We start from the raw sequence: 15723 nt of genomic DNA on the forward strand, positions 1-15723 counted from the left end.
GATTTTCAATATTTAATACCTTTGGGTCACTTTCAGAATATATGCCACACCTATTATCAAGGGCATTGCCCCCTCACTTCATCTGAATTAATTTTATCAGCCGTTCATTTTCATTACGCAGATCTTGTTTTTAGATTTTTAGGTTGCCTGTTTATTATTCCCCCCGGAATAAATCACAGATTTTTTGAGCATTAATAATCAATAAAAACCATAAGTATGAAAAGAATGTTACGTTCAAAGGCCGGGACCTTATCCCTGGCAATCCTATTTTCTTTAGCCTTCGGTGCTAAAGTCCACGCTCAGGACGACGGCCAGTCGAAGAGCATGGAGATCTATGGGCATATCATGACCGATGTAGGTTATAATTTTGACCAGATAAATCCAAACTGGTTCGATGTGGTGCGCCCTACGCAGCTGCCATCGTTCGAAGACCAGTATGGTACTGATGGGAACACCTATTTCTCCGTTCGTCAGACCCGTCTTGGCTTCAAAAATTATTTTGACACAGGAATAGGCGAATTGAAAACCCAGTTTGAATTTGAGCTTTTTGGTACCGGTGTAGATGCCGGCCAGACAACCTTCCGTTTGCGTCACGCCTATGCCGAGCTGGGCAAATTTGGGGCCGGGCAAACCTGGAGCCCATTCATGGATATTGATGTATTCCCTAATACACTCGAATACTGGGGACCCAACGGTATGGTGTTCTTCCGTAATGTGCAGATACGCTATATGCCGATACAGGGCGATACCCGATTGACCATTGCCTTAGAAAGGCCGGGCGCCAGTGCCGACCAGGGTATTTATGATAACCGTGTAGAGCTGGAAGGTGTTAATACGCACTTTCCGCTTCCTGATCTTTCTGTCGAATACCGCCACGGTGCCAAATGGGGTTATGTAGAGATCGCGGGTATGCTGAGAAGGATAGAATGGGAAGACCAGAATGATGACGGGCTTGACCTATCCGGTGATGCAACGGGCTGGGGACTTAACTTAAGTACCAATGTTAAGCTTGGAAGCAAAGATATTTTCAGGGGTCAGGTGGTATATGGAGAAGGTATTCAGAACTACATGAATGACGCGCCGGTAGATATCGGGATCCAGAATAATTTTTCGAACCCCACATCGCCTGTAAAAGGGGTTGCGCTTCCGGTGCTTGGAGTAGTGGCTTTCCTTGACCATACCTGGAATGAAAAGTTCAGCACTGCCGTAGGGTATTCGATGCTTGACATTGATAACTCCGACGGACAGGCTCCCGATGCGTTTAAAAAAGGACAATATGCAGCATTGAATCTATTGTATACTCCTGTAAAGAATGTAATGGCAGGGGTAGAGCTTCAGTACGGTAGCCGCGAAAACTTTAGCGACGGATGGGATACATCGATCACTAAACTTCAATTCTCATTTAAATACAACTTCTCAGAGGTGTTCTACAAAAAACAATAATATAAAAACCTTACGATGAAAACAAAACTATACATGATGCTGGCAGTAACCGTATTGTCGGCATCATTCAACAGCGCTGTTGCGCAAAAAAAAGAGGCTAAATCAGTAACTCCGGATTACCAGGGGGCAATAGACAAGGCATACGCCAAATATAAAAACCTGAAAGAGGGTAAAAATGCCGACTATATTAAGGAGCTTGCAACAGTAGACTCTAACATCTACGGTATCGCCATCGTAACTGCCGATGGTAAGGTATATACTGCAGGCGACCTGACTTCACGGGTGTCTATCCAGTCGATATCTAAAGTATTCACGCTTGCCAAAGTTATCGAAGAGCAGGGGCCAAGGGCTGTAGCCGATAAGATAGGTGTCGATGCGACCGGACTGCGCTTTAACTCCATCGTGGCGGTAGAGCTGCAAAAAGGTAAAGAGATCAACCCTTTGGTAAATCCCGGAGCTATCGCTGCGGTGAGCCTTATAAAAGGGAATGACTCTGTAGCCAAATGGAAAAACGTACTGGAAACCCATAATGCATTTGCAGGCACAAAATTGAAGCTTAATATGCCGGTATACATCAGCGAAGCGGGAGACAATCTTCGTAACCAGGCCATTGCTCACTTATTATTGGCTTACGGGCGTATGTATTTCGACCCGGTACAGTCTACCGACGTATACACTAAACAATGTGCAATAAATGTAAATGCAAAAGACCTGGCCGTAATGGCAGCAACACTTGCCAACGGAGGTACAAACCCGGTTACAAAAGTAAAAGTGGTATCGCCGGATACGGCAGCATTTACCATGGGTGTAATGTCTACAGCCGGTTTATATGACGATTCAGGGCAATGGCTGTATGCTGTGGGACTTCCTGCAAAAAGCGGCGTGGGCGGTGGCATCATTGCCGTATGCCCGGGCAAATTCGGTATTGCGGTAATTTCTCCTCCGCTTAATGAGGTTGGGAATAGCGTAAAAGCACAGAAAACGATCTATGAAATCGTGAAAGAGCTTGGTGCTAACCCTTTTATTGTTACCCCGCAAAAATAACAGCTCACTTCGCCTAATCTTTTATTAAAGCTATAAAGATGAAGATTCTAAAAATATATAAGTTAGTTATTGTGATGAGTGTACTGCTTGCCCAGATAAATGTATTTGGGCAGGCAAAAACTCAGGCTGACAGCTACCTGTTCAATGATACCCATTTTCACCTGACCAATTACATCCAGGAGGGTATTACTGCCCAGAAATTCCTTGAGATCATGGGGAATAAAGTGGGGCGTTCCACCTTGTTTGGCATTCCGCTGCAGCAGCAATGGTCGTACCAGAATACCAAAAATTTTGGGCCAACCTACTACCTGCAGACTGATGCCCCTTTATACTACTATTCGTTTACCGATGCCTATATCGCCATGCAGTACAAGTCGCTCACCAAAGAGCAGCAGGCACGTTTTGACCCAATGATAACGGGTTTCAATCCGGCCGATATGTATGCCGCAAAGCACATAGAACGCGTGCTTAAAATTTTTCCGGGCGTGTTTACGGGTATAGGCGAGTTTACCATACACAAGGAATTTGTTTCGTCAAAAGTATCGGGAGAGGTCGCAAGCCTTACCAATCCTGCACTGGATAGCATTATGGACTTTGCCGGAAAATCAGGGCTCATAGTGCTTATTCATAACGACATGGATATGCCAATGGCTAAAAAAGGTACGGCTCCTGTTTACCTTAACGATATGAAAGACCTGGTAAAACGCCATTCTAAGACCACCATCATCTGGGCTCATATTGGCTTAGGCCGCATAGTACACCCTGTAGGTTATGGCTATGGCTCTGAAAACACAAGTGAAAGGCCGCCTAACCATATTGATATTGTGAAACAGATACTTGATGACCCTGCCATGGCTAACATATACTTTGATATCTCATGGGATGAGGTTGCCAAATATATTGTAGCAAGCCCGCAGACCATAAAGGCGACGGCCGAACTTATGAATAAGTATCCTGACCGTTTCCTGTTTGGCACAGATGTAGTGTCGCCCCCCGACCAGAAATTTTACATGGCGGTATACGATATGTACCAGCCGCTATGGAAGGCGTTGAAGCCTGAAACCAGCGAAAAGGTGAGGAAAGGCAACTATGAACGCCTTTTTGATACCGCACGCAAAAAAGTAAGGGCATGGGAGGCCGCCAATATTAAGCAATAGTGTAAAATCCATTAACCAAAAACTATCCCATGAAATTAAGATATTTATTATTAGCATTACTATTTTGTTCCCTCTCTTCCCTGGCACAGGTAACTAACTCTATCGCTGATACTCTTGCTGCAAAAACACCGGAAGATGGACATGTTGGCGGCAGCGGCTTTAAAATAATTGAAAACAAGCATGGATCGATGACGTTTTCATTTTATGTACTGGCCCGTTACCTTAACCAGATGGGCTTGGATGATACCTATACAAATCATTTGGGAAATGTCGTTAATGTAGACAGACGCAACGATATAATGTTCCAGAAATCAAACCTCTATTTCAGGGGATGGGCTCTCGATCCTAAATTAAAGTATTTCATTTTTGTATGGACCTCTAATGCTACACAGGGGCAGGGTGCCCAGATTTCTGTTGCAGGAAATGTACAGTATAAATTCAACAAGTACATAGAAGCGGGGGTTGGTGTTAACGGTCTCCCGTCTGTGAGGTCCATTTTAGGCCAATGGCCGCAATGGCTTCGGTCTGACTCCAGGCCTATTGCCGATGAATACTTCAGGGCTTCCTTTACAATGGGAGTCTGGATGTCGGGACAAATTACAGACAACGTGTTTTATAAAACCATGCTAGGTAATAACATGAGTACAATGGGTGTAGATGCAGGACAGCTCGATAATAAGCTGGATACCTGGAGCAGCTCGGTATGGTGGGTAACCAATGGTTTTGGAAATATACCAACCTATGGAGACTATGAAAAGCACAAAAAAATCGCTACTGTTTTAGGAGGCGCTTATACAACAAGTACCGAAAACCGACAGTCACAACCCGATGCGGATGCTCCCGAAAATTCGCAGATACGTATATCTGACGGTACGGGCATATTTGCTATAGGCGCATTTGCTCCCAATACCCAGGTTATAGATGCCAAAAACCAAATGACATCCATTTATGGAGGACTTAAGTACAACGGTTTTTCGCTTGATGCGGAATATTTTATGCGTTGGGTATCTATCGAGAAAACTGCAGGAGTAATTCCTGTTTCAGAGCTTTTTGATTCGGGTTATTCCTTACAGGCATCTGCAATGATCGTTGACAAAACCCTGCAGATGTACAGTACATATGCTTATATAAACGGAGAATACGGCAAGCCATCGGAATTTACCGTAGGCTTTAACTGGTTTCCGTTAAAAAACAAGTGTTTCCGTATAAATCCTGAGGTTATGTTTGAAGACCATTCTCCTGTTGGTTACCTGAGCTATCCTACACAGGTAGGCTCAAACGGGATAATTGGCATGATAAACCTGGAACTGAATTACTAATACGAACACCCTAAACAAAACATATATGCCGAAAAAACTACTACTTGTGTTTTTAAGCTTTTTTTGTTGTACAGATCTGTTAGCTCAGATTCCATCTAATCCAAGAGAAGCAGACAGCATTTCCGGCCCGGGACCTATCGAGACCCATCGTTCGGGTTCGGGATTTAAAATCATCGAAAGCGAAAAAGGTACGCTAATATTCTCACCTTATATTACGGTCAGGTATCTTGACCAAATGGGGCTTGATGATAGTTATACCGATCATAAAGGGGTAACCCGTGAGATTGACAAGCGTAATGATCTTCAGTTTCAAAAGGTGACCTTGTATTTCAAGGGCTGGCTTGGTGATCCTAAATTCAGGTACTTTATATATGTATGGACTTCTAACGCCAACCAGGGACAGGGAGCCCAGGTGGTCGTTGCCGGAAACCTGCAATATGAGATCAATAAATATCTTGATGTTGGTGCCGGTATTGGTGCCCTGCCAACAAACCGCTCCCTTATAGGGAATTGGCCTTTCTGGCTAAGGCAGGATGCGAGACCTATGACCGAAGAGTATTTCAGGGGATCGTTTACGACCGGTCTTTGGGCACAGGGAGAAATAACCGATGGGCTGTACTACAAAACAATGATAGGTAATAACCTGAGTCAGCTTGGGGTAGATGCTGGCCAACTCGATAATGGATTTAATACCTGGAGTACTGCCCTGTGGTGGACGACCAATGATTTTGGGCGAACACTGTCCTACGGGGATTATGAAAAACACCAAAAAATAGCGACAGTACTGGGAGGCTCATATACTGCCAGTGACGAAAATCGTCAGTCGCAGCCCGGAGAAGAGGCACCTGAAAATTCCCAGATACGCCTGTCAGACGGTACGGGAGTCTTTGGGCTTAATGCTTTTGCGCCCGATACCCAGGTGATTTCTGCCCGTTATCAAATGGCAGCTTTTAACGGAGGTATTAAATACAAAGGCTTTTCATTCGATGCGGAATATTTTATGCGTTGGGTTGATAAATTTGAAACCGCCGGTACGATACCGGTTTCTAACTTGTATGACTCAGGGATCGCATTGCAGGGATCGGCTATGCTTCTCAATAAAGTATTGCAGTTGTACGGTACTTATTCTTATATAGATGGCGAATATGGCAAACCCTGGGAAGTAACCTGCGGGTTAAACTGGTTTCCGTTCAAGAACAGGTTTTTACGCGTAAATCCCGAGGTGATGTTCGAACACTATTCGCCTGTTGGTTATACCAGTTACCCTACTGTTATTGGTGCAAAAGGAGTTGCATGGATGGTAAATGTGGAGTTGTTCTATTAAGGGTGATTACAAATTATACCAATAAAAAGCCCTACTATGCGGGGTTTTTTATTGGTATAATTTGCCTTCGTGTTTCATTTTATAATCTGCTACATACTTATGTAAATTAAGGATGCCTGACAACAAAAAGCCTCCCATTGGGAGGCTCAGTTTTTATTTGATACTAACGGTTAATCTCTTTTCATTGCGCGCTGCGCTTCTTTTTCGAGGTCAATGTATTGTGCTTTTTCTACCGAAACACCTACTCCAAGGATTGTCCCACCTTTAAACGTGCCCGGTGTTTTGTATTCACTGCTAACTGCATCGCCGCTGTCATAGCCTACACATAATCCGTCTCCGGATAATGTAAATTTACCGGGCTGTGTTTTCATAGGGCCTTCGGCAACTTTTTTGCCATCTATGTACAGTACAGCTTTACCTATCTGTTCTCCGTGTTCGCCTGTTTTTTCACGAATGAATTCCATACCAAGGGTATGTTTACCTGGTTTGATGTCTTCAGAAGAAACCAGTTTTTGTTCGGGTTTAATACCCAGAAAATTATATACATAGTAAAGTTTCTTGTCTTTGACAAATAATGAATGTCCTCCAAAACGCGATCCATGGGCAAAAATAACACCTGAAGCAGATGTATCTTTAATATCTACATCGCCGATGATTTTAAAAGAACGACCGCGAACGTTTACAGCCACACCTTCAGGTACCGGCGCAGTGCCTGGATAGTACACGTACCTTTCGCGGGGAGCTTCTTCCGAAGGGCGTTCAAGGCCAATAATCTCAATAGCTGTGCGGTCGTCAAGTGGAAGTACAAGATTCTTGTCAGCCTCCTCATTCCATACTGCAATAAGCTCTTTTAGTTTTTCAGGGTTTTCTTTTGCAAGGTTTTTAGATTCAGAACGGTCTACATCTACATGATACAATTCCCAGACATCTTTATCAAAATTTCCTTTACCAACAAGAGGGGCATGCAAAGCCACTGCTTTCCATCCGTCTTTCCAGATGGCACGGCTGCCCAGCATCGCATAATACTGCACGTGTTTTTGGGTTGGTGCATCCGGCTGTGCATCAAAACTATAACGCATAGACACCCCTGATAACGGATACTGTCCTACACCATTATGTACTTTAGGCATTTCAAGTCCGCAGATATCGAGTATTGTAGGAACAATATCGGTAGAGTGATGGTATTGGTTGCGCACCTGTCCTTTTGCTTTAATCCCTTTAGGCCATGAAATGATAAGCGGGTCACAGGTGCCTCCTGCATATTCACTATACCTTTTGAACATCTTAAACGGAGTAGAGAAAGCGGCTGCCCATCCTGTCGGATAATGCTCGTATGTATCAGGCCCACCCATCTTGTCCAGATATTTAAGGTTTTCGGCAAGCTCATCAGGGTAGCCGTTAAAGAATTTATTCTCATTAACCGATCCGTTTGGCGAACCTTCGCCCGACGCTCCATTATCTGCTGCATAAATAATTACAGTATTTTCGCGCTGTCCGCTTTGTTCCAGATAGTCAACAATTCGTCCTACCTGTGCATCAGTATATTCAGAGAAGCCTGCATAAACTTCGGCAAGCCTTGAGAACAGTTTTTTCTCATCGGGTTTCAGTTCATTCCAGGGGCGAACATAATCTGCCGGATTCGATACGTTAGGAGGTAATGGGTTAAAGTCCGTCAGTTTTGTACCTGCCGGTAAAACTCCTTTCGCGATCATGCGGGGCAATACCCATTTGCGATAAGCATCATAGCCCTCATCAAATTTACCTTTGTATTTGGCAATATAATCTGCCGGTGCATGGTGAGGTGCGTGGTTAGCACCCGGGCAGAACCACAGAAACCATGGTTTAGAGGGGTTTGTTGCTTTTTGGTCACGTATGTATTCAATTGACTTGTCGGCCAAATCTTTAGAAAGATGATATCCTTCTTCTGGGCTGTATGGAGGTTCAATAAAATGATTATCTTCTACAAGGTCAGGATACCATTGGTTGGTCTCACCACCAAGAAAGCCATAATAACGGTCAAAGCCTAATTGCAACGGCCATTGCTTGCGGCTCGCTCCCGATGCGACATCCTGCTCAGGTACATTATGGTCTTTTCCTATCCAAAAGGTGCTCCATCCATTTTCCTGCAATACCTGTCCAATGGTTGCGCATTGCTCCGGTATGCGTCCATGTGCACCCGGAAAACCATTTGCTGTTTCAGTAATGGCTGCATTACCGGTTAAATGATGGTTACGTCCGGTCAATAAAGTAGAACGGGTTGGTGAGCATAGAGCTGTGGTATGCCATTGTGAATACATAACTCCATTATCGGCCAGTTTTTGCAGGGTAGGCATGTTGATTGCCCCTCCGTAAGGTGACCATGCGGCAAGCCCTGTATCATCATATAGTACAAATAATACGTTTGGTGCCCCTTCGGGTGCTTTTTTTGGAGTATAAGGTGCCCAGTCTGCTTTTGAATCGCGGACATCGAGTTTTATCACTCCCTTAAAATTTTCTTTCCTCACTTGTCGCGGGTCAGACTGTGCTGATCCTTTCATTACGGGCAGCATATTTGCTGCAAAGAGCAGAAGGACAACTTTCAATGTAATTTTTAGTACTCTCATAGTTATAAGCATTATATAATTAGTGTGATGATCCCAAAACTTTGATTTTTTTCTCGCGAATTGCTTGCAGGATTAATCCTGTGTTTTTAACGTATCAGAAATAAAATTACAATGAATTAGGTTATGTGTTGATAGACATGGTGTTATATGATGTAGCATCTTATAATTTGCTACATATATTTCCAAAAACCTGAAACTTTAACCCAATAAAAAAAATCCAGAGAGCGAGTGTTTTGTTCCATATTATAAAATGCAACATCTTAAACGGCTACAAAACAGTGCTCTGAATTATAAAAACCTAATTTTAAACTGTAAATCAAAAACCACTAGCATGAAACATTTCAGCCTTTTACTTTTCGCATTACTGCTGTCGCCAATGGCATTTGCCCAGGACAGCGGTACGATGTCACTTAACCTCTATGGTGGCTATACCTTCTCTGACAGGGTAGATTATAACAATTCATACGGGTATGTAGAAGAAGCCTTTCAGTATGGCGGGGGGCTTGAATATTTCTATTACCAAAATAATTCGATAGAACTGAAGTACCTGAGGACAGATAACCACATGCCGGTATATGGTCCCTTGGGTGCACAGCTTAACCAGGGCGATGATAAGGGTGCTGTAAACTACATACTCGTTGGCGGAACCTCTTACTTTGGGAGCAGCTCCCAGACAGCCTTGCCTTATGTAGGCGCCGGCCTTGGAGTTGGTATCATAGAGTCGCCACAAAGCGGAAACGCCACCACCTTTGCCTGGGATCTTAAGGTAGGCCTGAAGATCAAGACAGAGTCTGTGGTTTCTGTAAACCTGAATGCCTATATGCAATCGGCATCGGCCGCGGTGAGCGATGGCTATTACTACTATGGTTATTATGATTATGTTGCGCTCTATCAGTTTGGCCTTGGGGCTGTACTGAGCTTTAATTTTGAGTAGCCATCCTTAATAAAAATAACGAAGCCCCTGCAAAGGGGCTTTCATTTTATAATTGGATTGTGTCGGTCAATTTAAATTGCGATACATAACCTCCGCACTTTTAAAAATTGGTTGGTTGGGATGCGACAAATCTAAAACATCCCAATCAAAAAAAAACAGGTAAAAATACCTGTTTTTCAATCCGGAAATTTTACCTGTTCACTCAAAAGCGTAAAGTGCAATATTAATTTTTAGATTACTGGATTTCAGACTGTTAGACTGCTCTATTATTACGCACAAAAACCGTGTTTTGGCATACCAAAAGTGCAATATTACAAGCCCAAAACGGTATTCATTTTTTCTTTTATCTCATTAAGGCACAGGTTGTTAATGCTGCCTTCGTGGGTGTGTTTTGTGGCTTTTGGGGAGTGGAAAGAATTATTTTCGACCTGTTCACCCACTATTTTATAGGCATCCCTGAAAGGCACTCCGTTAGTTACCAGCTCGTTGAGTGCATCTACGGTAAAAAGGTAATCATACTTTTTATCGTCAAGGATGTTTTCGTTAGGTATGATCTCCTTAATGCTGAAAACAGCCATCTCAATGCACGATTTTAAAGTTTGCAGCGCCGGGAACAATCCTTCCTTGAGTAGTTGCATGTCACGATGGTAGCCGCTTGGTAAGTTGTTGGTTATTAGTGTTAATTCATAGGGTAATGCCTGAATTTTATTGCATTTCCCCCTAATAAGCTCGAAAATATCGGGATTTTTCTTGTGCGGCATGATGCTGCTTCCTGTTGTAAGATGCTGTGGCAGAGTAATAAAGCTAAAATTCTGGCTGAGGTACAGGCAGATATCCATAGCTAATTTTGATAGCGTACCCGCCACCGAAGCCATCGCAAAAGCCGCTGTTTTCTCGGCCTTTCCGCGACTCATTTGTGCGGCTACCGAATTGTATTTCAGTGTTTTGAATCCTAATTCCTGAGTAGTGAATGACCTGTCTATTGGGAACGAACTGCCATATCCTGCCGCCGATCCAAGAGGGTTTTGATCGGCTACTGAAAGGGCTGCATTAAGCATAACTACGTCATCTGCAAGGCTTTCGGCATACGCCGAGAACCACATTCCAAATGATGACGGCATGGCCACCTGAAAATGAGTATAACCCGGCATCAGGATGTCTTTATGTGCCTCGGCTTTAGCCATGAGCAGGTCAAATAACCCGCTGACCTGCTGTTTGATAGCGGTTAGTTCCGCCTTTAAGAACAGGTGTACATCGACTAAAACCTGATCGTTTCTGGAGCGTGCGGTATGTATCTTTTTGCCGGTATCGCCCAGTTTTTCTATAAGCAGGTATTCTACCTTACTGTGCACATCCTCAAATGATTGCTCAATAAAAAAGTCGCCTTTTTTAATATCAGTGAGTATATCTTCCAAAGCCATTACAAGATCCTGTACTTCTTCATTGGTAAGCAGGCCTGCACTGCCTAACATCTTGGCATGGGCCATCGATCCAACTACATCATATTCAGCAAGTAACAAGTCGAGTTCGCGATCGTTTCCCACCGTAAAAATATCGGTTTTTACATCGGTAGGTATTCCTTTTTCCCAGAGTTTCATGGTAATTCTTTTAAGTGCGGAAGCTATGCTTCCTGTGGTATTTCCTGATTCAGGAATTTCCTCAGTATGTTGATATACAGGCTAATTCCTTCTTCAATTTCGTTAATATATATAAATTCATCTGCCGTATGGGAGCGTGGCGAGCTGCCCGGCCCCAGCTTCAGTGACTGGCAGTACAGTACCGACTGGTCTGACAGCGTAGGCGAGCCATAGGTAGTCCGGCCTAACGCTATCCCTGCCCGCACTATAGGGTGATTTTTGTCTATGGATGAGGAGTTTAGGTGCAGCGAACGTGCTTTTACGATTGCTTTGCCTTCAAGCCCTTGTTGTATGATTTCCAGTACTTCAGTATTGGTATAGCAATCGTTAACCCTTACATCTACAACCAGATGGCATTCAGCAGGGACAACGTTATGCTGCTTGCCTGCACTGATGCCCGTAACGGTCATTTTCACAGGCCCGAGCACTTCGCTTACCTTCTCAAAACGGTAGTCCCTGAACCATTCTACAACGTTTAATGCATTGTAAATCGATACGTTATCGTTAGGGTGGGCGGCATGTCCGGGTGTTCCGGCTACAACTACATCAAGCACAAGCAGGCCCTTTTCGGCAATAGCCAACTGCATTTCGGTAGGTTCGCCAACTATGGCACAATCCAGCGCAGGCAGGTGTTTGAGAACGCTGTTCAGGCCGTTGGGACCACTGCTTTCTTCCTCGGCAGATGCCACAATAACAATATTATAAGGAAGGTTGTCCGCCTCATAAAAGTAAGTAAACGTGGCAATTAGCGACACCAGGCAACCCCCCGCATCATTGCTTCCAAGTCCGTATAGTTTGCCCTCTTTTACTATAGGGTCAAATGGGTCGATGGTATACCCCTGATTGGGTTTTACGGTGTCGTGATGGGAGTTGAGCAGCAGAGTAGGCAGAGCTTCATTGTAATGCTTATTGTACGCCCAGATGTTATTGTTCTCACGCTCAAAAGGTATGGTATTAGCCGTAAACCAGGCCTCTATAAGCAATGCAGTACCCTGTTCTTCAGAAGAAAAAGAAGGTGTCGCAATCAGCTGTTTGAGCAGCGCAATGGCCTCCTGGGTCAGTATCTGTATGGATTTGTTGGCCATAATTGTGTTATTTGGTTATTATGGTATAGCTCTCTCCTTTTATCATGGCGGGACTGCCTATACCTATCTGTACAACATCCTGATTTAAAGCATTGAAGCAATTCTCGAGTTTTGGCAGCATGCCACTATGTATGGCGCCTTGTTCCCTTAGAGTGTTATAACTCTCAAAAGTAAGAGTTTTTATAACTGAATCCTCATCATTTACATCAAGCAGTACGCCCTTTTTCTCGAAACAGTACAGCAGCTTTACCTCATAATGACCAGTGCAGGCCACTGCCAATGGACTGGCAATGGTATCTGCATTGGTGTTCAGGAGTTGTCCGTTTCCATCATGTGTTACAGCACAAAATACGGGTACAACATCCTGCTTTAAAAGTGTTTTCAGCAGTTCGGTATTTACCGAAACCACATCGCCTACAAGGCCGAAATCTACAGCTGCGTTTTCTCTTTTTTTAGCTTGTATCAGGTTTCCGTCGGCTCCTGTAAAGCCCATGGCATTATCGCCCAATGCCTGAAGTTTAGCCGTGATATTCTTGTTGATCCATCCTGCATAGGTCATTACTGCCACCTCGAGCATTGGGGCATCGGTAATTCTTCTCCCTTCATGAAAAACGGCTGTAATGCCCAGGCTTTCGGCAGTTCTGGTAGCCATTTTTCCGCCACCGTGCACCAGAATTTTAGCCCCCCTGATGGCGGCAAAATCTTTCAGGAAACTGTCAAGGGCAACAGGGTCATCTATTACGTTGCCTCCTATTTTTACTACGGTAAGCGGTGGTTTACTACTCATTTTCAAGTATTTTGGTAAGTATTGCCTGTGCCGCAAACGTACGGTTGTTAGCCTGCGGTATCACTATAGATGCTTCACTGTCAAGCACGGCATCGCTTACGATCATGTTTCGTCGCACCGGTAGGCAGTGCATGAATTTAGCATTGTTGGTCAGTGCCATTTTCTCAGGTGTAACCGTCCACGAAAGGTCTTTACTCACTATCTGTCCGTATTCGCCATAGGAGCTCCAGTTCTTGGCATAAATAAAATCAGCATTGTCAAAAGCGGCCTCCTGATCATGGGTAATGGATACTCCTTCAGTAAATTCGGGGTTCAGTGCATAGCCTTCAGGATGGGTTATCACAAAATCCACATTGGCTTTTTTCATCATTTTCACGAATGAATTCGGCACGGCGTGTGGTAATGCTTTGGGGTGTGGAGCCCAGGTAAGCACCACTTTTGGTCGTGTCACAGTCTTGTACTCGGCTATAGTAAGGGCGTCGGCAAGAGCCTGTAAAGGATGCTCTGTAGAGCCCTCAAGGCTTATTACAGGAACTGATGCATACTTTAGAAAAGCACTTATTACATATTCGGCCTCATCTTTTTCCTTATCTGTCAGGGTAGGGAAGCTTCTTATGGCAATGATGTCGCAATATTGCGAAACCACCTGTGCAGCTTCCTTAACGTGCTCTACACTATTGCCATTCATCACGGCACCGTCTTCAAATTCGAGTGCCCAGCCTTCGGTATTCAAGTTCATTACTATGACGTTCATGCCCAGGTTAAGTGCTGCTTTCTGGGTACTGAGCCTTGTTCTTAGGCTAGGGTTAAAGAACAACAGCCCAAGAGTTTTGTTCTTCCCTTTTTCGGGATGGGCAAAGGGAGCCGTTTTTATGTTTTTTGCCAATGAGATCAGGTCGTCAAGATCCTGAATGTCATCAACAGTTGTGAATTTTTTCATTATTTTTCATTTTTTAATCAACGTTAACCAACCTGCAAGGTTTCCAAAACCTTGTAGGTTTAGATATAGCGTTTATTTATTCCCTACGGAAAAATTCTACTTCATGATACCGCATTTCTACCAACATTCAATCGCTACGCGATACCACTCCATACCTTTTTTTCCGTTAGTGAATTAATTATACGACTGTAAGGCTCACAGCCTCAATAGCCTTCTTCAAACCTTTAAAAAACACATCAACATCTGCTTTGGTTATCGATAAAGGTGGCAGTATGCGCAGTAGGTTCTTTTGCGAAGCATTGCCGGTAAAAATGTGTTCCTCATGAATGAGTTTCTTTCTCAGTTCTCCGACTTCAAAGTCAAATTCAAGGCCCAGCATCAGTCCGCGTCCTTTTAGGTTTTTAACTTGCGGAATCTGGGCTGCCTGCTCCTTAAAGTAAGCGCTTATCTCGTTTACGTTAGCAATAAGATTCTCGTTTACTATAATTTCCAACACCGATAATGCTGCCGCAGATGCTAAATGGTTACCGCCAAAGGTGGTGCCCAGCAATCCGTGGGAAGCTTTGAATTTTGGCGAGATCAGGATGCCCCCGATCGGAAAACCGTTCCCCATACCTTTGGCAAGGCTGATGATATCCGGCTTAATGCCATGGTATTGGTGCGCAAAGAACTTGCCCGAACGTCCGTAGCCGCTCTGTATCTCATCAAGAATCAATATGGTTCCGGTTGCAGTGCAGGCTTTGTCTATATGCTGAAAAAAGTCTGTCGTGGCTTCGTCAAGTCCGCCAACACCCTGTATCCCTTCGATGATCACGGCACAGGTATCGCCTTTGGAAATCTCAGCCTGAAAAGCGGCACAGTCATTCAGCGGAAGGAAAACTACTTCATGTCCTGCATTGATCGGGGCTACTATCGATGGATTATCTGTTGCTGCAACGGCTGCCGAAGTCCTTCCGTGAAAGGCCTTTTTAAAGGCAATCACTTTCTTCTTCTGTGTATGGAATGATGCCAATTTTAGTGCATTCTCATTGGCTTCAGCTCCTGAGTTACACAGGAAAAGCGTATAGTCGGGATAGCCTGACTGCTGCGTCAGTTTTGTGGCCAATGCTTCCTGAATTGGGTTGGCTATTGAGTTAGAATAGAATCCAATCTTGGCCACCTGTTCGCTTAATGCCTGTACATAATCAGGATGCGAATGCCCTGCCGAAATCACGCCGTGTCCACCATAAAAGTCAAGGTATTCCTGTCCTTTATCGTCCCACACTTTTGCCCCCAGCGCTTTTACCGGGGCTATATTATATATTGGATATACGTCAAATAAATTACTCATTGTTGTTTTTGTTTTCCTCACCCCGACCCTCTCCAAAGGAGAGGGAGCAGCTTCACTCCAGCTTTAGACTTCTCGCTCCCCTCTCCTTTGGAGAGGGGTTAGGGGTGAGGATATTTTTAT

12 protein-coding genes are annotated in these 15723 nt (G+C 44.2%); 6 read left to right on the plus strand and 6 right to left on the minus strand.

Translation table 11 applies throughout. The annotated features are described in order from the left end of the window. Nucleotides 1–216: 216 nt before the first annotated feature. Genes ACX0HA_RS15125 through ACX0HA_RS15145 form a run of 5 tightly spaced genes read left to right on the plus strand, consistent with a single transcriptional unit; the run spans nt 217 to nt 6287 of the window. Nucleotides 217–1443: a DcaP family trimeric outer membrane transporter gene (locus tag ACX0HA_RS15125; protein WP_458846141.1), complete on the plus strand. Its 1227-nt coding sequence runs from the start codon at nt 217–219 to the stop codon at nt 1441–1443. 15 nt (nt 1444–1458) lie between these two features. After that, nucleotides 1459–2487 carry a glutaminase A gene (glsA, locus tag ACX0HA_RS15130; protein ID WP_458846142.1) on the plus strand — a complete coding sequence of 343 codons (1029 nt, stop codon included), beginning with the start codon at nt 1459–1461 and terminating at the stop codon, nt 2485–2487. Nucleotides 2488–2525: 38 nt separating this feature from the next. After that, nucleotides 2526–3644: an amidohydrolase family protein gene (locus ACX0HA_RS15135; protein ID WP_458846143.1), complete on the plus strand. Its 1119-nt coding sequence runs from the start codon at nt 2526–2528 to the stop codon at nt 3642–3644. Between the two features lie 29 nt (nt 3645–3673). Then, nucleotides 3674–4963 (plus strand): hypothetical protein, encoded by a 1290-nt coding sequence (locus ACX0HA_RS15140; RefSeq protein WP_458846144.1) that lies wholly within the window; start codon nt 3674–3676, stop codon nt 4961–4963. A 25-nt stretch (nt 4964–4988) separates the two neighbouring features. Beyond that, nucleotides 4989–6287, plus strand: a complete 1299-nt coding sequence (locus ACX0HA_RS15145; RefSeq protein ID WP_458846145.1) for a hypothetical protein — start codon at nt 4989–4991, stop codon at nt 6285–6287. A 170-nt stretch (nt 6288–6457) separates the two neighbouring features. Here the strand turns inward: ACX0HA_RS15145 and ACX0HA_RS15150 are convergent, their stop codons facing one another. Then, nucleotides 6458–8890 carry an arylsulfatase gene (locus ACX0HA_RS15150; RefSeq protein ID WP_458846146.1) on the minus strand — a complete coding sequence of 811 codons (2433 nt, stop codon included), beginning with the start codon at nt 8888–8890 and terminating at the stop codon, nt 6458–6460. A 331-nt stretch (nt 8891–9221) separates the two neighbouring features. On the opposite strand from ACX0HA_RS15150, the gene ACX0HA_RS15155 reads away from it, so the two are divergent. After that, a complete protein-coding gene (locus tag ACX0HA_RS15155) occupies nt 9222–9824 on the plus strand; it encodes a porin family protein (protein WP_458846147.1) in 603 nt (200 codons plus the stop codon). A 311-nt stretch (nt 9825–10135) separates the two neighbouring features. On the opposite strand, the gene argH is transcribed toward ACX0HA_RS15155, so the two are convergent. From argH to ACX0HA_RS15180, 5 genes are all read right to left on the minus strand, one after another. Beyond that, nucleotides 10136–11422 (minus strand): argininosuccinate lyase, encoded by a 1287-nt coding sequence (gene argH, locus ACX0HA_RS15160; protein ID WP_458846148.1) that lies wholly within the window; start codon nt 11420–11422, stop codon nt 10136–10138. Between the two features lie 23 nt (nt 11423–11445). After that, nucleotides 11446–12546 carry a M20 family metallo-hydrolase gene (locus ACX0HA_RS15165; protein WP_458846149.1) on the minus strand — a complete coding sequence of 367 codons (1101 nt, stop codon included), beginning with the start codon at nt 12544–12546 and terminating at the stop codon, nt 11446–11448. Nucleotides 12547–12553: 7 nt separating this feature from the next. Then, on the minus strand, nt 12554–13333 hold the full coding sequence (gene argB, locus ACX0HA_RS15170; protein ID WP_458846150.1) for an acetylglutamate kinase: 780 nt from the start codon (nt 13331–13333) through the stop codon (nt 12554–12556). Then, nucleotides 13326–14273, minus strand: coding sequence for an N-acetylornithine carbamoyltransferase (locus ACX0HA_RS15175; protein ID WP_458846151.1), 948 nt, complete (start codon nt 14271–14273; stop codon nt 13326–13328). Before ACX0HA_RS15175 ends, argB begins: the two co-directional genes overlap by 8 nt. Before the next feature lie 178 nt (nt 14274–14451). Next, on the minus strand, nt 14452–15603 hold the full coding sequence (locus ACX0HA_RS15180) for an aspartate aminotransferase family protein (RefSeq protein WP_458846152.1): 1152 nt from the start codon (nt 15601–15603) through the stop codon (nt 14452–14454). Nucleotides 15604–15723: the final 120 nt, after the last annotated feature.

This window comes from Flavobacterium hauense, assembly GCF_054457175.1.